This is a genomic window from Polaromonas sp. P1_F8, from assembly GCF_056405635.1.
In genome coordinates this window covers 258487-278814 of sequence record NZ_JBFUBS010000003.1, presented here as the reverse complement: position 1 = coordinate 278814, position 20328 = coordinate 258487, and the positions used below count along the sequence as shown (strand labels likewise).

The window sequence follows — 20328 nt, the reverse complement described above, 5'->3', positions numbered from 1 at the left end:
GGTGTTGCCTTAACCCCGCACAAACAGCGTGACCAGCGGGTCCGGCCCGACCTGGCGACTCCAGTGGCCGTGCAGGGCCGGGTCAAAGGTGGCGCCGGTCGGTAACACGTCGGCCGAGTAGAAATGCTGGCCCGGCTTGAAGATGCGGGAAACGCCGCCCTGCAGGCCGATTTCCATCTCGCCACCCAGGATGAACACCCACTGCGGGTTCGGCGTGCAATGGAACTGACTGCGAAACCCCGGCGGGCTGTGGCGCAACTGGTAACCGCCCGAAGCAAACAACGTGGACAGCATGGCCTGCGGCGAGCCTTCGCCAAGCGGGATCGTCTCATCCCGGAATTTGGCCCGACCGTCGGTATCGGTGTAGAGAATGACTTTGGGGAAAACGGTCACAAGGGACTCCGGTGAATGGATATGAAAAGCAGGCGCCTCATGAAGTTTCGCCGCCGAAGGCGATTTGCACTTTCATGGATTGGCGCTTGTCGCCGGCGAGTGTAAAGGCATGCGTGGCCTGATCGAAGGCGACGATGTCAGTGATGACGGGCCGCCCGTCGATGAGCCGCCGGTTCAGGAAGGCCACCGCCACAGCGAATTCAGGATGGAAGCGGAAGGTGCCGCGCAACTCCAGTTCCTTGGCGACCAGGGTGTTGAGCGGCAGGGAGATATTGCCACCCAGACCCACCGTCACGATGACGCCGCGCGGCGCCACCACATCCAGACCGGCGACCAGGGCTTTCTCATTGCCCGAGGCCTCGAACATCACATCGAACTGCCCCTTGCCGGCGGCAAAGGCCGCCAGGGCGTCGGGTTCCTGGGCCAGGTTGATGGTCTGGTCAGCGCCCATTTTTTTGGCGCAGGCAAGGGGAAGCTCGGCAATGTCGGCCGCGACGATGCGGGCCGCACCCGCGCGGCGCAGGCCGGCAATCAGCAAGGCGCCTATGGGTCCGCAACCGGTGACCAGCACCTGCTTGCCGAACACCGAGCCGGCCCTCGAAATGGCGTGCAAGCCTACCGACAGGGGCTCGGCCAGCGCGGCCTCGGACAAGGGAAGGTCATCAGCCACCGGATGCGCCTGGGCGGCCTCTATGACCAGGGTTTCGCGGAAAGCGCCCTGGATGTGCGGAAAGCGCATTGCGCTGCCGTAAAAGCGCATGTCCATGCAGTGGTTGTGCAGGCCTTGCTGGCAGAAACGGCAGACGCCGCAAGGCCGGGACGGTGAAATTGCGATGCGCTGGCCGGCGCGCAGGCCGTTAACCTCACTGCCCACGGCCTCGATCACGCCCGACACCTCGTGGCCCAGCACCATGGGCTCCTTGATGCGCACCGTGCCGAAACCGCCGTGCTGGAAGTAATGCAGGTCGGAGCCGCAGATTCCGCCGAAAGCCACCCGTACCCGCAACTGCTTCGGACCCAGGTGTTCGGTATCCAGCGCGTCAAGACGCAGGTCTAGGGGTGCATGACAGACAAGTCCACGCATGATGTTTCTCCCTGGTTGCGCGGGCTGGCGGCGGCTTCACAGCGTCGCCGTCACCCCGCCGTCGACATACAAAACATGGCCATTGACAAAGCTGGAGGCATCGCTGGCCAGGAACACGGCAGCGCCGGCCAGTTCTGCCACTTCTCCCCAGCGCCTGCTGGGCGTCCGCGCGGTAAGCCAGGCGCTGAACTGCTCGTCGGCCACGAGCTTTTCCGTCAATTCGGTCTTGAAGTAGCCGGGGCCCAAGCCATTGACCTGGATGCCATAGGGGCCCCAGTCAATCGCCATACCCTTGGTCAGCATCTTGACCGCACCCTTGCTAGCCATATAGGGCGCGATGTTGGGCCGCCCCAGCTCGCTCTGCACCGAACAGATATTGATGATCTTGCCGCTGCGGCGTTCAATCATTTTTCGGGCTACAGCCTGCCCGACAAAAAAGACACTGTCGACGTTGGTGCGCATCAACTCATGCCAATCTTCAGCCGGAAAATCCTGCAGGGCCATGCGTCGCTGCATGCCGGCGTTGTTCACCAGAATATGGACAGGGCCTATTGACGATTCAATGTCATCCACTGCGGCCTGCGCGGCCGATGCCTGGGTCACGTCAAATGCGCGCGTGTGAATAGTCAACCCTTCGTTTCGCAGCGTGCTTGCAGCTCGCTCCAGCTTGAGGCTATCGCGGCCGTTAAGCACCACGGCAGCGCCGGCCTGAGCCAAACCACGTGCCAGCGCAAAACCAATGCCGCCGGAAGACCCTGTCACCAGCGCCAGTCGACCATCAAGACTGAACATGCCTGCAGCCATTGCGCCTCAATCCAGACGGGCACCGCTGGCGTCGTCAAAGACATGGCTCTTGCCGGTCGCGATTTCGAGATGAACGATATCGTCTGGCCGCACCGCTGTTCGGCCGTGCATCACCAGTATGACGTTGGCGCCACCGACATCGAGCAAAAGTTCAGTTTCAGCACCGGTGGGCTCCACCACAATCACCTTTGCAGGAATGCCCTGCCCGCTTGTCGATAGCGAGATGTCACCGGGCCGTACGCCATAGTGCACCGGCTGGCCGTCGCGCGCCTGCGAAATCGTGCCAATGGGCCACCGGTGTCCTTGCGCCTCTACCCAGGCTTGTCCACCCGATTGGCGCAAAACGCCCTTCAACACATTCATGGACGGGGAACCAATAAATTGCGCAACGAACAAATTACCGGGCCGGTCGAACAGCTCCAGCGGCGTACCTATCTGCTCGATGATGCCGTCGTGCATTACCACGATGCGGTCGGCCATGGTCATGGCCTCGATCTGGTCGTGGGTGACATAGACAGTCGTGGTCTTCAGGCGCTGGTGGAGCGCCTTGATCTCGGCACGCATGGCCACACGCAGCTTGGCATCCAGGTTGGAAAGCGGCTCGTCGAACAGGAAAACCTTGGGGTCGCGCACGATGGCCCGGCCCATGGCCACGCGCTGGCGCTGCCCGCCCGACAATTCGCGCGGGAAGCGATCCAGCAGCGGGTCCAGGTTAAGGATACGGGCGGCGTCGCCGACGCGCTTGTTGGTGAGCTCGGTATCAGCCTTGCGCAGCTTCAGACTGAAAGCCATGTTGTCGCGCACCGTCATGTGCGGGTACAGGGCGTAGCTCTGGAACACCATCGCGATGTCGCGGTCCTTGGAATCCAGCTCGTTGATGACTTTGCCGTCAATCGACATTTCACCGCCGCTGATTTCCTCGAGTCCGGCCAGCATGCGCAGCAGCGTGGACTTGCCGCAGCCCGACGGCCCCACCAGTACGACGAATTCGCCGTCGGAGATGTCGAAGCTGATGCCGTGAATGATCTTGACCTTGCCGAAGGCCTTCTCGATATTGCGAAACGATACAGATGCCATGAGATTCCCGTTATTTCCTGATAAAGACCGAGCCCCAACCGGCGCCGGGCCGCCCCAAGCCGGCTGCGGCGCCCTCAGAGGGCGGCGCAGTACACGAAGTGACAAGCATGGAGGCCATATTTTTAGCTTTTCACGGCGCCGGCCGTCAGGCCGGACACCATGTAGCGCTTGAATGTGTAATAGATAGCCGCCGGAGGCAGCGCGTAAATCAGGCCGGTGGCCATCAGCAGCTCCCAGGGTGAATCGTCGGCCGCCAGGAAATTACCCAACGCCACCGCCAGCGTCACGCTGGTGTCCCTGGACAGCAGCAGGAAGGCGTAGAGATACTCGTTCCAGGCCAGCAGCAGCGCATAGGTGCCAACCGCCACCAGCGACGGCACCATGAGCGGCAGGTAAACCAGCCGAAACAGCTGCATCGCGGTAGCGCCGTCCATCTTGGCCGCCTCGTCGAGTTCGTAAGGTAGTTTGTCGGAGGCCTGCTTGAGCACCCAGATGCAATACGGCGAGGCGATGGTCACCATGGCCAGAATCAGCGACCACTGGTGGTTGAGCATGCCGTAGTTACCCATGGTCTTGTACATGGGAACGGCCAGGAAGGCGGCCGGAATGAAGTAGGTGAAGAGCGCCATGTTCATCACCGTGCGGCCGCCGCGCACTTTGAGACGGCTGATCGCAAATGCCGCAGTGGTGGAAATCACCAGCGTCAGCACGCCCACAGACAGCGCGATCACCAGCGAGTTGCCCAGTTGCACCCAGAAGTGGTCGAGGTAGAAATGCTTTTGCCAGAACACCGTCTCGAAATTGCTCAATGTAGGATTTTTAGGCCAGAGCCGCCCCGTCGTGGCTTCGTTTCTTGGTGAAATTGCAAACAGCACCATGTGGTAAATCGGAATCAGCGTCCACAGCAGCACCGGAATGCCAATCAACAGCAATCTGGCCTCGCGGCTCACCTTGCGAAGTGTGATGCGGCTCATTTGGACAACCTTTTCATCATGAAATACACCAGCGGCAAGACGAGGGGAAGGGCCACGACAATGGACGCCAGCGACAGATCCACCTGGTCCAGGCGCAAATAGCGGATGCCGAGCGTAGCCAGCACATGGGTCAGATCGGCGGGCCCGCCGCCCGTGAGCAGGTAAACGCTGTTGAAGTCGCCCAGCGTCCAGATCATCGACAGGATGGTCGACGTCAGGTAGAGCGAGCGCATCGACGGCCAGGTGATGAACCGGAACTTCTGCCAGATGGTGGCACCGTCTACCGACGCCGCTTCATACTGTTCGGCCGGAATGGCCATGCGGCCGGCAAGCAAAATCAGCGTCCAGAACGGCAACGACTTCCAGATGTGGGCCAACATCGAAAAACACAGCGCCAGCGTCGGATCATTAAGCCAGTTGGGCCCGTCAACGCCGGTCATCTTGTAAATGAGCGTATTGATGACACCCCACTCAGGATTGAGCATGAAGCGCATGGACAGGATGGTCGGAATCGACGGCACCGCCCAAGGCAGGATAAATACGACCGACAGGCTCTTGACCCACCAGCGCGTGTTCAGGAAAAAACCCGACAGGAATAACGCGACCACCATCTTGACGTTGACCGCCACGACGATAAACACCACGGTATTGACCAGCGAGCGGAAGAATATCGGGTCGGCAAAAAGCCGGACATAGCTCTCGGGATGGCGTGCGAGCCACAAACCATACCCTACCGGGTAAATAACAAAAACCAGAAATATCAGCAGGTAAGGAATAACCAAAACCAGCCCCCACTTCTCCCATGAAGTCATGGCTCCGCGCTCTGCGCGCAAAGAGGGGCCGGCCTGGTCGATGATTGCAGTGCTCATGCTTTTGGTACGCGCGCCACCCGTCTGGGCGATCCAGTCCGGGCAGCGCGGCTTTCTTCAGTCAGCGAAAGGTCAGTTGGCCACGGTTTTGATGCGGGCAATCATTTCATCAACAGCCTTGTCCACCGGCACTTTTTCATTGATGACGCGGTTGGCCGCCTTGGCCCAGACGTTCTCATTGTTCAGGATGGTGAACTTGTAGTTCTTGGTGAACTCAAAATTGACCGTGCCGTTCATGAACTGGTTGTAGACCGACTGGCGGTGCGCGTCAGCCTTCCAGAACGGTCGCTGCTGCGCAGTCTTGGTCACAGGGAACCAGCGGCCCAGCGAGCCCTCCACGTAAGGCGTCAGGTTTTCCTCCTGCATCAGGAAAGAAACGAACTCTTTGGCGCGGGCCTTGTTCTTGGCCTGATTGAAGACTACACCGACTTTGACGGCGGCACGGTAAACCATCTTGCTGCCATCCGGCTTGTTAGGGAATCCTGCCGTGCGAATCCGCTCGGTGTAATTCTTTTTCGCAAGCTCACGCTCCTCCGGTTTCAGGGAAGCGTTGTTCATGTCGTCCAGCCATTTCGCGGCGATGGAGATCGTGGCGTTATGGGTCAGGATGGTGGTCTTGTTGTGGAAAGCGACATTGTTGTCCGGGTCTTTCCAGCTGGTGGACGACGGTGGCGTACAGCCCTTGGCATATGGCTGCGTGTAGTCGGTCAACGCACTGATCAGGCCGGCACGGACTTTCGGGTCATCAACCAGCAGCTTGCCGCTGTCGCTGACCAGGCTCACGTTATAGGCGTCCATAAAGGTCAGGAACGAATAAAAGGAATCGCTCGAATCCACGCCCAGCGGCTGGCCGATACCGAAGGTGCGATTGCCGCTCTTCTGACGATAAGCCGGCTGCACCTTGTCGCACCAGAATGACCAATAGTCCTTCCAGCCGGTAGGAATGTCGGACTCCTTGAAGCCGGCTTCGTTGAGCATGTCCACCCAGTACTCGATGTGCATGGTCTGCTGCTTCATCGGAAAGGCGTAATAGGCCCGATTCTTGGCGACGTCGTTATAGAGAAATGCGGTTTCAACCGTGTTGGGTGCAAAACGCGCACGCATGGGGTTGATCACGCTGCTGATGTCTTCGAGCTTGCCGTCAAAGGCCCACTTGCCTGCAACCTGGAAGTCATAGACGTCGGCATAAGCCACGTCGGGCGGACTGCCGGAATCGAGGGCCGCGACGGTTTTCGGGATCATGTCCTGCACCGGGTACTGCGACAGCTCGATCTTGACGCCTTTGTGCTTGTCTTCATACTTCTTGATGGCAGCAAACAGGGCGTCGTCTTCGGCCTTGTAAAAGCCTTTGACCCACCAGACGGTGAGCTTTTCCTGGGCGGCAGCCTGCCCCGCCGTGATGAGGCCAGCCGCGACCATCGCGGCGGCCAGAATTGTCTTGAGTCTCATTGGGTTTGTCTCCTCTGCGGGTGGGTTGTTGAACGGCAAAAAACTCAAAAGGGTTCGTTGACGCATTGTTATCATATGATGATTAAACCCCGATTCTTCTATGGAAAACCCGAAGCATCCCGCCCCTGATTCAATGCCATTCCGGCACAGGGGTAAAGAGGGCTTGCCCGGAAAAATGGGCATGCAGGTTGTTCACGGCCAGGTTGGCCATGGCATGGCGCGTCTGCACTGTTGCGCTGGCCATGTGCGGCGTCAGCACCACGTTGTCCATGGACCAGAGCGCCTCCGTGGGATGCGGCTCCTTCTCGAACACATCAAGCGCCGCACCGGCGATTACGCCTTGCTGCAATGCGGCAACCAGGGCCGCCTCATCGACCACCGAACCGCGCGCCACGTTGATCAGGTAGCCCTCGGGCCCGAGGGCCTTGAGCACCTCCGCATTGATCATGTGGTGCGTTCCGGCACCGCCCGGCGTAATCACGATCAGGAAATCCACTTGCGCGGCCAGTGCGTGCGCAGTGGGGTAAAAGGTGTAAGCGAGTTCCGCCTTCGCGCCGCGCCCGGTGTAGGCGATCGACATGCCGAAGGCCTCCGCCCGGCTCGCGATGGCCTGGCCTATGCGGCCCAGGCCGACGATGCCCAGGCGCGCGCCCGAGACCTTGCGCGCCAGCGGCATGGACCCTTCCTTTGCCCAGCGCCCGGCCCGCACATAACGGTCCGCCAGCGGTATGCGGCGCGCCACCGACAGCATGAGGCCTATGGCCAGGTCAGCCACCTCGTCGTTGAGCACGCCGGGCGTGTGGGTAACCGGAATGCGTTTTTCCAGCGCGGCGGCGACGTCCACACCGTCGTAACCCACGCCCATGATGGAAACAATTTCCAGCGCGGGCAGTTGCTCCATCAGGGAACGCGGTACCTTGGACTCCCCGCCTCCGGCGATTCCCCGAATCAGCGGCGCCACCCTGGCGAAAGCCGACGGATCGCTTTCATGCAGCCTGTCATGGACTTCATAAACCGCCTGCAGCGGCTCCATCAGGAAGGGCGGGAGCTTGGCGACGGTAAGGATGTGCGGACGGGTGGACGGGGCGGACAAGGGGCGAGCTCCTGTGGTCATGGTTTTCACTAAGATAGCCCGGCCAATGGTATGACGATAATATGTTTGACGATTTAAGGACTTTCCCGCATGAGCACACCACCCAAGAAAAAACCCGCCCACGAACTCCGCAGCCAGCAATGGTTCGGCCGCCAGGACCGCGACGGCTTTGCCTACCGCAGCTGGGTCAAGGGCAAGGGCGTTCCGCACGACCAGTTCGACGGCAGGCCGGTCATCGGCATCTGCAACACCTTCAGCGAGCTGACGCCCTGCAACTCGCATTTCCGCACCATCGCCGAGCAGGTCAAGATCGGCGTCTATGAGGCCGGCGGCTTCCCGCTGGAATTCCCGGTGATGTCGCTGGGCGAAACCCTGCTGCGTCCCACCGCCATGCTCTACCGCAACCTGGCCAGCATGGACGTGGAAGAAAGCATTCGCGGCAATCCGATCGACGGCGTGGTGCTGCTGATGGGCTGCGACAAGACCACACCCTCACTGGTGATGGGCGCCTCCAGCGTCGATCTGCCTACGGTGGGTGTCAGCGGCGGGCCTATGCTCAGCGGTAAATGGCGCGGCCAGGAGCTGGGCTCGGGCACCGGCGTCTGGAGCATGAGCGAGCAGGTGCGGGCCGGCACGCTCAAACTCGCCGAGTTTTTTGAGGCCGAAAGCTGTATGCACCGCAGCCACGGCCACTGCATGACCATGGGCACGGCATCAACGATGGCCAGCATGGTCGAGGCGCTGGGCATAGGCCTGCCCGGCAACGCAGCGTATCCGGCAGTGGACGGCCGGCGCAATGTACTGGCCCGCATGGCCGGTCGACGTGCTGTCGAGATGGTGCACGAAGACCTCACACTCTCGAAGATTCTCACGCGCGAGGCGTTCGAAAATGCCATCAAGACCCTGGCTGCCATTGGTGGCTCCACCAACGCAGTCATTCACCTGATCGCCATCGCCGGGCGCATCGGGGTCAAGCTGACGGTCGATGACTTTGACCGCCTGGCCAGCGAGCTGCCCTGCCTCGTCAACCTGCAGCCTTCCGGCAAATACCTGATGGAAGACTTCTGCTACGCCGGCGGCCTGCCGGTCGTGATGAAGGAAATAGCGCAGCATCTGCACACCAGCGCCATCACAGCCAACGGCAAGACCATCGGCGAGAACATTGCTGATGCGGAAAACTACAACACTGATGTCATCATGCCGCTCTCCACACCCTTCAAGGACAAGGCCGGCATCGCCGTGCTGCGCGGCAACCTGTCGCCGCGCGGCGCGGTCATCAAGCCCAGCGCGGCCACACCCGCACTCATGGTGCACAAGGGCCGTGCCGTGGTCTTTGAAACCATTGAAGATTTCCATGCGCGCATCGACGATGAAAACCTGGACATCGACGAGAACTGCGTGATGGTGCTGAAGAACTGCGGGCCCAAGGGCTACCCCGGCATGGCCGAAGTCGGCAACATGCCGCTGCCGCCCAAGGTGCTGCGCAAAGGCATCACCGACATGGTCCGCATCAGCGACGCCCGCATGAGCGGAACAGCGTATGGCACCGTGATATTGCACACAGCGCCCGAAGCCGCGGCAGGCGGACCACTGGCCCTGGTGCAAAACGGCGACATCATCGAACTGGATGTGCCCAACCGCAGGCTGCACCTGCATGTCAGTGACGAAGAGCTCGCCAGGCGCATGACCAGCTGGAAAGCACCCGAGCCACCGCTGTCTTCAGGCTACTGGAAGCTGTACATCGATCACGTGCTGCAGGCCGATGAAGGCGTAGACCTGGATTTCCTGGTGGGCAAGCGCGGTTCGTTCGTGCCGCGCGACAACCACTGAACCGGGTACAGCGCGGGTACGGGGCCGCCCCGGCCCGCGGGTACCATCGGGGGTTTGAAGCGCGACGTGCTTTCAGGTTTTTCTTCCCTGAAAAGCCCCGCGCCGGGATGCCGGAAGAAGCCAGGAAACCCAATCAATGCAAGCCAGAAAATTCGATGTCGTCGCGCTCGGCGAAGCCATGGTGGAATTCAACCAGACCACTGCCGGCCAGCCTAACTACCTGCAGGGTTTTGGCGGCGACACCAGCAACGCCGTGATCGCGGCGGCGCGCGCCGGCGCCAACACCGCCTATCTCACCCGCCTGGGCTGCGACACTTTCGGCCACTCGCTAATGGCCTTGTGGACCGCGGAGAAGGTTTCCACGGAAGCGGTCCAGCAGGACAGCGAGGCCAGCACCGGCCTGTACTTCGTCACCCATGGCCCCAAAGGCCATGAATTCAGCTACCTGCGCGCGGGCTCCGCGGCCAGCCGCATGACACCGGCCTGGCTGCAGCAGGCCGGCGCGGCCGATGCCGTGCGCCAAGCCAAAGTCCTGCACGTCTCGGGCATATCGCTGGCAATTTCCGCGGGTGCCTGCGATACGGCTTTTGCCGCCATGAAGCTGGCCAAGGAAGCCGGCACGCTGGTGTCTTTTGATTCCAATCTTCGGCTCAAACTCTGGCCGCTGGACCGGGCGCTTGCCTGCACCCGCCACGCCGTTTCACTGTGCGACATTTTCCTGCCGAGCCTGGAAGACATCACCACCCTCAACGGCATGACAGACCCCGACGCGGTGATGGACTGGGGCCATGCCCTGGGCGCCAAAACCGTGGTGCTCAAGCTCGGCGGCGACGGCGCGCTGGTCAGCGACGGCACGCGGCGCGAGCGCGTGCCCGTGCACAACGTGAAGCTGGTGGATGCCACCGGTGCAGGCGACTGCTTTTGCGGCAACCTGCTGGCGCGCATTGCGGCGGGCGACAACGTCTTTGATGCGGCCCGCTATGCCAATGCAGCGGCCGCCCTCACGGTGCAGGGCTACGGCGCGGTCGCTCCGCTGCCGCGTCCCGAACAGGTCAGGGCCCTGCTGTGAACCGCCTTCTGGCAGTCGACTGGGGCAGCTCTTCACTGCGCGGCGCGTTGATCGACGGCGCCGGCACAGCCCTGGACGAGCGTTCCTTCGCACGCGGCATCCTGACTGTCGCTCCCGGTACCTTTCCGGAGGTTTTTGCAAGCTGCTTTGCCGACTGGATGACGCCTGGCACGCTGTGCCTGACCTCCGGCATGGCCGGCAGCAAACAGGGCTGGCGCGAAGCGCCCTACTGCGCCTGCCCCGCCGGCTTTGACGCGATCGCCGCCGCACTGGAATGGGTGGAGCCCGGCCGCATCGCCATCGTGCCCGGCCTGAGCATAGACAAGGGCGGCGTGCCCGACGTCATGCGCGGCGAGGAAACGCAGATCTTTGGCGCCTTGCAACTGTTGGGTCTGACCCATGCCCGGCTGGTGCTACCCGGCACGCACAGCAAATGGGTCACCGTCGAAAACCGGCAGGTCACAGATTTTTCGACCTGGATGACCGGCGAGTTCTATGCGCTGCTGCGCCGCCAATCCATCCTCGCACGCATGCTGCCCGACGACGAACCCGCGCTGGACGCCGCCGCCTTCGATCAGGGCGTGGCCCATGCGCTGGCCGGCCCCGGCCTGCTGAACACCGCCTTCAGCACACGCACCCTGTCGCTCTTCCAGCGGATGACCACCGAGTCCCTGCCCAGCTACCTGTCAGGCCTGGTCATCGGCGAGGAACTCAAATCCCAGGCACTGCCGCGCGGCGAGCCTGTGGTGGTGATGGGCGCGGAAGTCCTCACGGCCCGCTACGAACAGGCACTGGCCCAGATCAATGTGTCCGTGAAGCGCGTGGGCGCGGGCGCCACCTGGCGCGGCCTGCGCGCCATCGCCGATACCCTGGCCTGACCGGCGCAGTATTGCGCCTCAACCCACAGAACACCATGAACAACGCACATCAAAAATTTTCCCAGGCCCTCAACGCCCTGCCCCTGGTGGCCATCCTGCGCGGACTGACGCCGGCGGAGGCCCAGCCTGTCGGCCAGGCACTCGTTGCCACGGGCTGGACGCTGATCGAAATTCCGCTCAATTCACCCCAGCCGCTGGACAGCATTGCCGCCATGGCCAGCGCCTTTCCGCAGGCCCTGGTCGGTGCCGGCACGGTGCTGACTCCTGAGGCGGTGCGTGACGTGCACGCAGCGGGTGGCCAGCTCATCGTTTCGCCCAATTTCAACCCGGCGGTGGTGCGTGAAGCTGTCCGCCTCGGCCTGGTGTGCCTGCCCGGCATCATGACTGCCAGCGAGGCATTTGCTGCGCTCGAAGCGGGTGCGACAGGGCTGAAGATTTTCCCGGCCGAAATGATCACCCCGGCGGTCGTGAAAGCCCTTCGCGCGGTACTGCCCGCGCAAGCCGCAGTGCTACCGGTCGGCGGCATCACGCCCGCCAATATGGCGCCCTACCTGGCCGCGGGTGCCAACGGTTTCGGTATCGGATCGGCACTCTACAAACCAGGTTCTTCCGCCGCCCAGGTCTCCGAATCTGCTATGGAATTCATAGCTGCTTGCGCTGGTACCATAAGGGCATGAGCATTATTTCATCTACAGATACTGCCCAGGTATCGTTCGGGCTGGCGGGCCGCGTCTGCATCGTCACCGGCGGTGCCCAAGGCATCGGCGAGGCCTGCGCACGGCGTTTTTCGCGCGAGAAAGCCGCGGTCGTCATCGCCGACATCGACGACGCGCGCGGCGCTGCGCTGGCCACCGAACTCGGCGGCCTCTACGTTCATTGCGACGTGGGCGACAAGGCCCAGGTCGATGCGCTGGTGGCTCGCACCGTGGCCGCGCACGGCCGCATCGACGTGCTGGTGAACAATGCCGGCATATTCAAGGCTGCGGAGTTTCTGGACGTGACGGAAGCCGATTTCGACGCCGTACTGCGCATCAACCTCAAGGGATCCTTCCTGGTCGGGCAGGCCGTGGCGCGCGTGATGGCGGCCGCCGGCAAGGGCAGCATCGTCAACATGAGTTCGGTCAACGGCGTGCTCGCCATTCCCACCATTGCCAGCTACAACGTCAGCAAAGGCGGCATTAACCAGCTCACGCGCGTGATGGCGCTGTCGCTGGCCAGCCAGGGCGTGCGCGTCAACGCGGTTGCCCCCGGCACCATCGCCACCGAACTGGCCGCCAGGGCCGTGCTCACCAGCGACGAGGCCAAGGCCAAAATCATGAGCCGCACTCCCATGAAGCGCCTGGGCGAGCCTTCGGAGATCGCCGACACGGTGGCCTACCTCGCCAGCGACGCCGCCAGCTACATCACGGGCGAAATCGTCGTGGTCGATGGTGGGCGCATGACGCTGAACTACACCGTGCCGGTGTAGCCTGGCATGCACGCGAAAGCGTGCCGGTTTTCCGCTTTCAGTTGACGTGGATCATGCAATCCACCGCGGAAGGCGCTGAAGATCACCAGAGCCTTGCAGGGGAAACTCTCCTCCAATCCAGAGGGACTTGACCTTCCCACAGGGGGAAGGTCTACCCTTGTTCATGGGCCTGGTCCAGGTCTGCAGAACACCAAAGGAAGCCCTCCATGAACCACACCTCCCACGCCACACCGGGAACCACACAGGTAAATGCTCACCTGCCGCCCACCACCCCGGACGGACTGAAAGACCCGGTCTGCGGTATGGACGTCACCACGGCATCCGCGCACCATCTTGAGCACGAGGGAAGGCCTTACTACTTCTGCAGCGCCGGCTGCCTGAAAAAATTCTCCGCCGACCCGACGGCCTACGTCAACGGGCTCAAGGCAGCGCCCGCCACCGAAGCAACGCGCGAACCCGATGCCGGCCAGACCGGTGAAACCCTTTACACCTGCCCCATGCACCCGGAAATCCGGCAGGACCATCCCGGCAACTGCCCAATCTGCGGCATGACACTGGAGCCCGTCATGCCCAGCCTTGACGAGGACGAAAACCCGGAACTCGTCTCCTTCACCCGCCGCTTCTGGTGGACGCTGCCGCTCACTGTGGTGGTGACGGTGCTGGCCATGTTCGGCCACCAGCTCGGCTGGTTCGACATGGCCGTCCAGAGCTGGATCGAGCTGTTGCTGAGCCTGCCGGTCGTATTGTGGGCAGGCTGGCCCTTCTTCGTGCGCGGTGCGCAATCGCTCGTCCACCGCAGTCCGAACATGTGGACCCTCATCAGCCTGGGGACGGGCGCCGCCTTTGTCTACAGCGTGGTCGCTACCCTCGCGCCCGGTGTATTCCCCGACTCGTTTATCTCCATGGGCCGTGTAGCGGTGTATTTTGAAGCGGCGGCCGTGATCATTTCCCTGACGCTGCTCGGCCAGATGCTGGAGCTGAAGGCGCGTTCGCAAACTTCCGCCGCAATCAAGTCATTGCTGGGGCTGGCGCCCAAAACCGCACGGCGCATCAAGGCCGACGGCACCGAGGAAGACGTTCCGCTGACCCACGTGCACGTGGGCGACAGCCTGCGCGTGCGCCCCGGCGAAAAAGTGCCCGTCGACGGCGTCGTTACCGAGGGTGGCAGCGCCGTCGATGAATCGATGCTGACCGGAGAACCCCTGCCCGTGAGCAAGCGTCCGGGCGACAAGCTGATAGGCGCCACGCTCAACACCAGCGGCGCGCTGGTCATGCGCTCCGAGCGCGTCGGCGCGCAAACCATGCTGTCGCAAATCGTGCAGATGGTCGCGCTGGCCCAACGCTCGAAGGCACCCCTGCAGCGTATGGCTGACCAGGTGGCTGGATGGTTTGTCATGGCCGTGGTGGCCGTGGCCGTGCTGACCTTTCTGGGATGGGGATTTTTCGGCCCGCAACCGAGCTGGGTTTACGGCCTGATCAACGCGGTAGCAGTGCTGATCATCGCCTGCCCCTGCGCGCTGGGCCTGGCCACGCCGATGTCCATCATGGTCGCCACCGGCAAGGCGGCTGGCCAGGGCATTCTTTTCCGCGATGCGGCGGCGATTGAACACCTGCGCACCGTCGACGTACTGATCGTCGACAAGACCGGCACGCTGACGGCCGGCAAGCCGGCGTTCGACCGCGCGATTCCCGCCGACGGCTTCCGTGCTGATGAGGTGTTGCAGCTGGCCGCCAGCCTGGACCAGGGCAGCGAACACCCGCTGGCCGAGGCCATAGTAGCCGCAGCGCGCGCTCGCAGCCTGCCGCTGGACACGCCAGAGAACTTCGAGTCCGCCAGCGGCATCGGCGTCAGCGGGCATGTGGCTGGTCGGCTGCTCGCGCTAGGCAATACGGCGTTGATGGCGCAGGCTGGTGTTTCAGTGGATTCGCTGCTGGCCCAGGCGGAAACCCTGCGTGCCGAGGGCGCCAGCGTGATGCACCTGGCGGTCGACGGCCGGCTTGCGGGCCTGCTCGCTGTGGCCGATCCGGTGAAAGCCAGCACGCCCGAGGCGCTGGCGGCGCTCAAAGCCGCCGGCCTGCGCGTGATCATGGCCACAGGCGACGGCCTGACCACAGCCAAAGCCATCGCCGGGCGCCTGGGCATTGACGAAGTGCACGGTGGCGTGCAGCCGGCAGACAAGCTGGCACTGGTCAAGCGCCTGCAAGATGAAGGCCATATCGTTGCCATGGCCGGCGACGGCATCAATGACGCCCCGGCCCTGGCCCAGGCCAACGTGGGCATTGCCATGGGCACGGGTACCGATGTGGCCATGAACAGCGCCCAGATCACGCTGGTCAAAGGTGATTTGCGCGGCATTGCACAAGCCCGGAAAATCTCGGAAGCGACGATCGCCAACATGAAGCAGAACCTCGGCTTCGCCTTCGTCTACAACTCGCTGGGGGTGCCGCTGGCCGCGGGCTTGCTCTTTCCCTTCACCGGCTGGTTGTTGTCGCCCATGATTGCGGCCCTGGCGATGAGCCTGAGTTCGGTGTCGGTGATCAGCAATGCGCTGAGGCTGCGCGGAAAGCGTTTGTAACCGGCGCTTATCAGGGCTGACTTCGCCCGGTTTGATTGCTATGCTGCAATGACAAGGTGCCACCCCGGCGCCAGCCAGACTGGGGTCACCATGGCCACGATCTACAAGGAATTCACGGTCGACGCGGGCATAGGCAGCGTCTGGGACGCGCTGTGCGATTTCAACGCGGTGCACCGGCGCCTTGCGCCGGGCTTCGTGGTCGACTGCAAGCCCGGCGAAGGCGGCCGGACCGTAACCTTTGCCAACGGGATGGTTGCGCACGAAGTGCTGGTGGGCATCCATGAAGGGATGCACCGCCTCAGCTACACCGTGGTCGGCGGCAAGGCCACCCATCACATGGCTTCGGCGCAGTTGTTTTCCGAGGGCGAAAACCGCACCCGCTTTACCTGGGTTACCGACGCGCTCCCCGATGCGCTGGAGGAATACATCGACGCGATGATGACCCAGGGCGCGGCGGTGATGCAGCAGGCACTCGGCAGGCCGGCCGCCTGAATTCAGGCCGGCCGCTTGGCCAGCAAGGCCCAGACGCCCGCCATGGACAGCAGCGAGCCGCCCGCGAAATTAAAACGCCGCTGGGCGCGCGGCGAGGCCAGCAGCGTGCGGGCCGACGCAGCAAACACCGCGTACAGCGTGGCGTTCAGGCTGGCCATCACCACAAAGGTCACCGCCAGCACCCAGAGCTGCCGCGTCACGTCGGCGCCGGGGTTGATGAACTGGGGCAGGAAAGCCACGAAAAACACAATGCCCTTGGGGTTGAGTGCGGTGACCAGGTAGGTATTACCGAACAGCTTCCACAAGGAGCCCGGCGCCTCGGGCGCTGCCGCCTGCATAGGCGAAATTCCGGCGCGCAGGAGCTTGATGCCCAGGTAAAGCAAATACAGGCCGCCCGCCCACTTGACTACCGTGAACCAGAAGGCCGATGCCGCGAGCAAGGCGCCCAGGCCGAACAGCGAGACTACCAGGGCCGTCGAGTCACCCAGCGCCACGGCGCCCACCAACGGAATGTTGGCACGCTTGCCGTGCGCCATCGAGTAGCTGATGACCGTCAGGATGGTCGGGCCCGGGATGATGAGCAGGACGGTGGTTGCGGCGACGAAAGCTAGCCAAAGCTGGATGGACATGGTGCGTTGTTCCGAAGTTGTGGATCGATGAGAGGGAGCGTGCTTCATGATACTGCCGGGCGGCAAAAGATGAGTCACCTCACCCGCACAGCCCTGCCCGCATTTGCCTAAAATTGCCCATGCCTTCCGCCATCCCGCCCAAGCGCCTCAAAGTTGCACCCTCGCCGGCTACCAGCCTTTTTATCGATGACACCCACACCGCGCGCTGCGCCTGGTGCCAGGCAACGCCCCTTTACCGCAACTACCACGACAGCGAGTGGGGCTTTCCGGTGGACGATGAACGCCAGCTCTTCGAAAAAATCTGCCTTGAAGGTTTTCAGGCTGGCCTCAGCTGGCTGACCATCCTGAACAAACGCGAATCCTTTCGCAACGCGTTCGCCAACTTCGATGCCGAGCAGGTGGCCCGCTTTGGCGAGCGTGACATCAAACGCCTGGTCAATGACGCGGGCATTGTGCGACACGCGGGAAAGATCGCCTCGACCATCAACAATGCAAAGCGCGTCATCGAGCTGCGAAAAGAATTTGGCTCACTGGGCGCTTTTGTCTGGCGGCTGGAGCCCGAGGCCAAGAGCCGGCCCGCACGCATCACGCACGAGGCCGTGAAAGCCATGCCGACTTCTCCGGCCTCCATCGCACTGTCCAAGGATTTGAAGAAACGCGGTTGGAGCTTTGTGGGCCCAACCACGATGTATGCCTTCATGCAGGCCATGGGCCTGGTCAATGACCACATCGAAGGTTGCGCCAGCCGCAAGCCCGCGCTGGCAGCGCGCACGGCGTTTACCCCGCCTCGCGTGTCGTAACTTAAAGCCAGCGTGCGCGCTTGAAACGCCAATAGAGTAATGAGCACGCCACCACAATCATGCTGATGGCCATGAGGTAGCCGTAGCGCCATTTGAGTTCGGGCATGGCTTCGAAGTTCATGCCCCATATGCCGGCAAACGCCGTGCAGACCGCAAAGATACTGGCCCAGGCTGCGAGTTTCTTGGTGACTTCACTCTCTTCAATCGTCACCATCGCCAGGTTCACCTGGATGGCCGTGCCTATGGTGTCGCGCATGTTTTCGATCAGCGCGTTGATGCGCGACAAATGGTCGACCACATCGCGAAAATAGTCCTGTACGCCGCTGCAGATCTGGGGAACCCGGCCGCCGTAGAGCTTGCTCGCGCCTTCCAGCAGCGGTGCTACTGCGTGCTTGAGCACCATCACGCTGCCCTTGAGTTCGTAGAGCCGTTCGATGTTCTTTCGCGCAGCACCGGGCGTGAAGATTTCCTTCTCGATCAGCTCCAGCTCGGTTTCAAGCGCATCAAGAATGGGAAAGTAGCGGTCGACCACCGCGTCCATCAGGGCGTACAGCACAAACCCCGAACCGTTGCGCAGCAGCTCGGGTTCGCGTTCGCAGCGTTCGCGCACACCCAGAAAACCTTTTTGACTGCGGTTGCGCACGGAGAGCACATAGTTCTTGCCGGTAAATACATCCACCTCGCCAACGTTGAGCTCGCCCGGCTTGTCGGCGGAAGGCTCGATCAGGTGCAGCACCGAGAACAGCGAAGCGCCGTATTCCTCGATCTTGGGCCGCTGGTGGCCGTGCCGGGCATCTTCTACCGCCAGTTCATGCAGGCCGAATTCCTCCCGCATTTCCTCGAGCTCTTCTGGTGTGGCGTCTTGCAGCGCCACCCAGACGAACGCGTCAGGCCGGCAAATGTACTCGCTGATCTCGGTGACCGGGATATCGGCGAGCTTGGTGCCGTTCTGGTAGACCACACAATTGATGAGCATCTGATGTTTCCCCGCAAGTTGCTTGCAAGGATTCTGTCACAGCGACTCTCAAGTGCAATAGCGGGGACACCTCGTCAAGCGCCTTCAGGCCGCCGCCTTGGCGGCCATTTGCCGCGGCAACAAGGCTTCACGGATAGGCAGATTCACCAGCGCGGCGCCGACAGCCAGAACAATGTCGATGTACCAGACCCAGTCGTAGCTGCCGGTGGCCTGGAATATATAGCCGCCCAGGTAGGCCCCCAGAAAGCCACCCACCTGGTGCGACAGCATGACCACACCGAACAGCATGGCCATGTTGGCCGTACCGAACATCTTGGCGACCAGGCCCACCGTGGGGGGAACGGTCGAGAGGAAGGTCACGCCCATGACGGCGGCGAAGATCAGCATCACGGCCGGCGTTTTGGGCGCGAGCAGGAAGATGAGCACAGCCAGGCCGCGCGTCGCGTACAGCAGGGCTAGCAAGGACTTCATGCGCCATTTCCCCACGGCCCAGCCCATGGCCAGGCTGCCGACGATATTGAAGAGGCCGATCATCGCAAGCGACCAGCCGCCGATTTCAGGCGGCAAACCGCAGGCCGCTATCACGCCGGGGAGGTGAGTCGCCAGAAATGCCACATGAAAGCCGCAGACCAGGAAACCCGCAGCCAGGTAACGATAGCTGGGCGTGCCTATTGCCTGACTGATAGCCTGGCGCGCGCTGAGTGCTTTCGTGCCTGAAGCTGCTGCGGCCTGCGCCGCCAACGCTTTCGAATTGCCCTTGAGCACCAGCGCCGCAGGCACCGCCAGCAGGATCAGCGCGCCCAGCCATTGCATGGCGCTGGCCCATCCGACAGCGGCGGTGAGGCCGATGGCAATCGGCGCCATCGCAAACTGTCCAAACGAGCCGCCCGCATTCACGATGCCGGTCGCCAGGCCGCGCTTTTCCGGTGGTACCAGACGCGTGCTGGCCGCCATCAGCACTGAGGGGCCCGCCATGCCGGCGCCGCCCGCGGCCAGCACACCGATGGCAAAGATCAGGCCGGCCGTGCTGGTCATCAACGGAGTGATGATCGTGCCAATCGCCACCAGCACCACACCCAAAAAGATCACACGGCCTGTGCCGATGCGGTCAGCCACCGCGCCGGCAAAGGGCTGCGTCAGCCCCCACCAGAGCTGGCCGAAAGCAAAGGCCAGGCTGATGCTGCCGATGCCCAGTGCGGTAGAGGTGTTCAGCGCCGACAGGAACAGGCCCATGGTCTGGCGAACGCCCATCGTCAGGGCGAAAGTGCCGCCGGCTGCCAGCAGCACCAGCCACATCGCGATGCGGCGCGCGGGCAGGACAGCGGAAGACGCGGCGGGATTGGAAGGCTCGGGATTACTCATCATCAACTCCGGATTCGATGGGGGACAAAAGCTCTAAAGATTCATTGATCAGGTTGTGCAAGGCCAGCACACGCCCGGTGCCCAACAGCGCGTTGAGCTGCTCCTGCGCCGCCCTCCACCGCGAGCGGGCTTCTTCACGCTTGGCGCGGCCTGCGTCAGTCAGCACCACGGTTCGGCTGCGCGCATCGGTGCCTGCTGCGAGTTCAATCCAGCCGGCGTCGATCAGCGGCTTGAGGTTGCGCGTGAGGGTGGAGGCACTCATCTTCATGCCACGCGCCAGCTCGCCCGGTCGCATGGGGCCCAGCTTCAGCACATAAGTCAGCAGGGAATACTGCGTTGTCTTCAGGCCCGCCTTGATCATTTCAAGGTCGTAGTGGTGCGCGACGCGGCGCATCAGCTGGCGCAGCTTGACATTGGTGCAGCCCTGCACTTTGAGTTCGGCCTGGGTTGACAGGCGGGTTTTCTCGCTCATAATTTAATTGTAGCTACAATCATTGTATATGCA

The 20328-nt window shown here is 62.5% G+C and carries 20 protein-coding genes; 8 read left to right on the top strand and 12 right to left on the bottom strand.

Translation table 11 applies throughout. The features are described 5' to 3' along the window. Window positions 1–9 precede the first annotated feature (9 nt). The 8 genes from AC1D1J_RS13105 to AC1D1J_RS13070 form a co-directional block, all read right to left on the bottom strand. Window positions 10–393: a cupin domain-containing protein gene (locus tag AC1D1J_RS13105; protein WP_457279257.1), complete on the bottom strand. Its 384-nt coding sequence runs from the start codon at window positions 391–393 to the stop codon at window positions 10–12. Between the two features lie 37 nt (window positions 394–430). Next, window positions 431–1477 carry an L-idonate 5-dehydrogenase gene (locus tag AC1D1J_RS13100; protein WP_477687906.1) on the bottom strand — a complete coding sequence of 349 codons (1047 nt, stop codon included), beginning with the start codon at window positions 1475–1477 and terminating at the stop codon, window positions 431–433. Between the two features lie 36 nt (window positions 1478–1513). Further along, a complete protein-coding gene (locus AC1D1J_RS13095) occupies window positions 1514–2269 on the bottom strand; it encodes a glucose 1-dehydrogenase (protein ID WP_477694888.1) in 756 nt (251 codons plus the stop codon). Between the two features lie 18 nt (window positions 2270–2287). Then, window positions 2288–3358: an ABC transporter ATP-binding protein gene (locus tag AC1D1J_RS13090; RefSeq protein WP_477687908.1), complete on the bottom strand. Its 1071-nt coding sequence runs from the start codon at window positions 3356–3358 to the stop codon at window positions 2288–2290. Between the two features lie 122 nt (window positions 3359–3480). Beyond that, window positions 3481–4332 carry a carbohydrate ABC transporter permease gene (locus AC1D1J_RS13085; protein WP_477687909.1) on the bottom strand — a complete coding sequence of 284 codons (852 nt, stop codon included), beginning with the start codon at window positions 4330–4332 and terminating at the stop codon, window positions 3481–3483. Then, window positions 4329–5201, bottom strand: coding sequence for a carbohydrate ABC transporter permease (locus AC1D1J_RS13080; RefSeq protein ID WP_477687910.1), 873 nt, complete (start codon window positions 5199–5201; stop codon window positions 4329–4331). The genes AC1D1J_RS13085 and AC1D1J_RS13080 overlap by 4 nt, the downstream gene beginning before the upstream one ends. 72 nt (window positions 5202–5273) lie before the next feature. Beyond that, window positions 5274–6650 (bottom strand): ABC transporter substrate-binding protein, encoded by a 1377-nt coding sequence (locus tag AC1D1J_RS13075; protein WP_477687911.1) that lies wholly within the window; start codon window positions 6648–6650, stop codon window positions 5274–5276. Window positions 6651–6780: 130 nt separating this feature from the next. Then, on the bottom strand, window positions 6781–7743 hold the full coding sequence (locus AC1D1J_RS13070; protein ID WP_477694887.1) for a 2-hydroxyacid dehydrogenase: 963 nt from the start codon (window positions 7741–7743) through the stop codon (window positions 6781–6783). A 90-nt stretch (window positions 7744–7833) separates the two neighbouring features. On the opposite strand from AC1D1J_RS13070, the gene AC1D1J_RS13065 reads away from it, so the two are divergent. From AC1D1J_RS13065 to AC1D1J_RS13035, 7 genes are all read left to right on the top strand, one after another. Continuing rightward, the gene (locus AC1D1J_RS13065) at window positions 7834–9573 is read left to right on the top strand and encodes an IlvD/Edd family dehydratase (RefSeq protein ID WP_477687913.1); all 1740 of its coding nucleotides are present in this window, start codon (window positions 7834–7836) and stop codon (window positions 9571–9573) included. Window positions 9574–9709: 136 nt separating this feature from the next. Then, a complete protein-coding gene (locus AC1D1J_RS13060; protein ID WP_477687914.1) occupies window positions 9710–10642 on the top strand; it encodes a sugar kinase in 933 nt (310 codons plus the stop codon). Beyond that, window positions 10639–11520 carry a 2-dehydro-3-deoxygalactonokinase gene (locus AC1D1J_RS13055; RefSeq protein WP_477694886.1) on the top strand — a complete coding sequence of 294 codons (882 nt, stop codon included), beginning with the start codon at window positions 10639–10641 and terminating at the stop codon, window positions 11518–11520. Before AC1D1J_RS13060 ends, AC1D1J_RS13055 begins: the two co-directional genes overlap by 4 nt. A 35-nt stretch (window positions 11521–11555) precedes the next feature. Beyond that, on the top strand, window positions 11556–12197 hold the full coding sequence (locus AC1D1J_RS13050) for a 2-dehydro-3-deoxy-6-phosphogalactonate aldolase (protein ID WP_477687916.1): 642 nt from the start codon (window positions 11556–11558) through the stop codon (window positions 12195–12197). Next, entirely contained in the window at window positions 12194–12988 is a 795-nt protein-coding gene (locus AC1D1J_RS13045; RefSeq protein ID WP_477687917.1) for an SDR family NAD(P)-dependent oxidoreductase, read from the top strand. Before AC1D1J_RS13050 ends, AC1D1J_RS13045 begins: the two co-directional genes overlap by 4 nt. Window positions 12989–13194: 206 nt before the next feature. After that, entirely contained in the window at window positions 13195–15564 is a 2370-nt protein-coding gene (locus AC1D1J_RS13040; RefSeq protein ID WP_477687918.1) for a heavy metal translocating P-type ATPase, read from the top strand. A 90-nt stretch (window positions 15565–15654) separates the two neighbouring features. Next, a complete protein-coding gene (locus tag AC1D1J_RS13035; protein WP_477687919.1) occupies window positions 15655–16056 on the top strand; it encodes an SRPBCC family protein in 402 nt (133 codons plus the stop codon). A 2-nt stretch (window positions 16057–16058) separates the two neighbouring features. Here the strand turns inward: AC1D1J_RS13035 and AC1D1J_RS13030 are convergent, their stop codons facing one another. Next, window positions 16059–16685: a LysE family translocator gene (locus AC1D1J_RS13030; protein ID WP_477694885.1), complete on the bottom strand. Its 627-nt coding sequence runs from the start codon at window positions 16683–16685 to the stop codon at window positions 16059–16061. Between the two features lie 119 nt (window positions 16686–16804). Here AC1D1J_RS13030 and AC1D1J_RS13025 point away from each other — a divergent pair, with 119 nt between their 5' ends. Further along, window positions 16805–17485: a DNA-3-methyladenine glycosylase I gene (locus AC1D1J_RS13025; RefSeq protein ID WP_477687921.1), complete on the top strand. Its 681-nt coding sequence runs from the start codon at window positions 16805–16807 to the stop codon at window positions 17483–17485. A gap of 1 nt (window position 17486) precedes the next feature. Here the strand turns inward: AC1D1J_RS13025 and AC1D1J_RS13020 are convergent, their stop codons facing one another. The 3 genes from AC1D1J_RS13020 to AC1D1J_RS13010 form a co-directional block, all read right to left on the bottom strand. After that, window positions 17487–18461 (bottom strand): magnesium and cobalt transport protein CorA, encoded by a 975-nt coding sequence (locus tag AC1D1J_RS13020; protein ID WP_477687922.1) that lies wholly within the window; start codon window positions 18459–18461, stop codon window positions 17487–17489. 84 nt (window positions 18462–18545) lie between these two features. Next, window positions 18546–19826, bottom strand: coding sequence for an MFS transporter (locus AC1D1J_RS13015; protein WP_477687923.1), 1281 nt, complete (start codon window positions 19824–19826; stop codon window positions 18546–18548). Beyond that, complete coding sequence (locus tag AC1D1J_RS13010; RefSeq protein ID WP_477687924.1) at window positions 19816–20295, bottom strand: MarR family winged helix-turn-helix transcriptional regulator; 480 nt, start codon at window positions 20293–20295, stop codon at window positions 19816–19818. The genes AC1D1J_RS13015 and AC1D1J_RS13010 overlap by 11 nt, the downstream gene beginning before the upstream one ends. Window positions 20296–20328: the final 33 nt, after the last annotated feature.

What these genes read in the sequence shown, in the direction of transcription:
- AC1D1J_RS13020 (WP_477687922.1), bottom strand. Translation starts at nt 18,461, where the DNA reads ATGCTCATCAATTGTGTGGTCTACCAGAACGGCACCAAGCTCGCCGAT.
- AC1D1J_RS13030 (WP_477694885.1), bottom strand. Translation starts at nt 16,685, where the DNA reads ATGTCCATCCAGCTTTGGCTAGCTTTCGTCGCCGCAACCACCGTCCTG.
- AC1D1J_RS13065 (WP_477687913.1), top strand. Translation starts at nt 7,834, where the DNA reads ATGAGCACACCACCCAAGAAAAAACCCGCCCACGAACTCCGCAGCCAG.
- AC1D1J_RS13010 (WP_477687924.1), bottom strand. Translation starts at nt 20,295, where the DNA reads ATGAGCGAGAAAACCCGCCTGTCAACCCAGGCCGAACTCAAAGTGCAG.
- AC1D1J_RS13050 (WP_477687916.1), top strand. Translation starts at nt 11,556, where the DNA reads ATGAACAACGCACATCAAAAATTTTCCCAGGCCCTCAACGCCCTGCCC.
- AC1D1J_RS13100 (WP_477687906.1), bottom strand. Translation starts at nt 1,477, where the DNA reads ATGCGTGGACTTGTCTGTCATGCACCCCTAGACCTGCGTCTTGACGCG.
- AC1D1J_RS13015 (WP_477687923.1), bottom strand. Translation starts at nt 19,826, where the DNA reads ATGATGAGTAATCCCGAGCCTTCCAATCCCGCCGCGTCTTCCGCTGTC.
- AC1D1J_RS13075 (WP_477687911.1), bottom strand. Translation starts at nt 6,650, where the DNA reads ATGAGACTCAAGACAATTCTGGCCGCCGCGATGGTCGCGGCTGGCCTC.
- AC1D1J_RS13035 (WP_477687919.1), top strand. Translation starts at nt 15,655, where the DNA reads ATGGCCACGATCTACAAGGAATTCACGGTCGACGCGGGCATAGGCAGC.
- AC1D1J_RS13025 (WP_477687921.1), top strand. Translation starts at nt 16,805, where the DNA reads ATGCCTTCCGCCATCCCGCCCAAGCGCCTCAAAGTTGCACCCTCGCCG.
- AC1D1J_RS13090 (WP_477687908.1), bottom strand. Translation starts at nt 3,358, where the DNA reads ATGGCATCTGTATCGTTTCGCAATATCGAGAAGGCCTTCGGCAAGGTC.
- AC1D1J_RS13045 (WP_477687917.1), top strand. Translation starts at nt 12,194, where the DNA reads ATGAGCATTATTTCATCTACAGATACTGCCCAGGTATCGTTCGGGCTG.
- AC1D1J_RS13040 (WP_477687918.1), top strand. Translation starts at nt 13,195, where the DNA reads ATGAACCACACCTCCCACGCCACACCGGGAACCACACAGGTAAATGCT.
- AC1D1J_RS13060 (WP_477687914.1), top strand. Translation starts at nt 9,710, where the DNA reads ATGCAAGCCAGAAAATTCGATGTCGTCGCGCTCGGCGAAGCCATGGTG.
- AC1D1J_RS13095 (WP_477694888.1), bottom strand. Translation starts at nt 2,269, where the DNA reads ATGTTCAGTCTTGATGGTCGACTGGCGCTGGTGACAGGGTCTTCCGGC.
- AC1D1J_RS13080 (WP_477687910.1), bottom strand. Translation starts at nt 5,201, where the DNA reads ATGAGCACTGCAATCATCGACCAGGCCGGCCCCTCTTTGCGCGCAGAG.
- AC1D1J_RS13085 (WP_477687909.1), bottom strand. Translation starts at nt 4,332, where the DNA reads ATGAGCCGCATCACACTTCGCAAGGTGAGCCGCGAGGCCAGATTGCTG.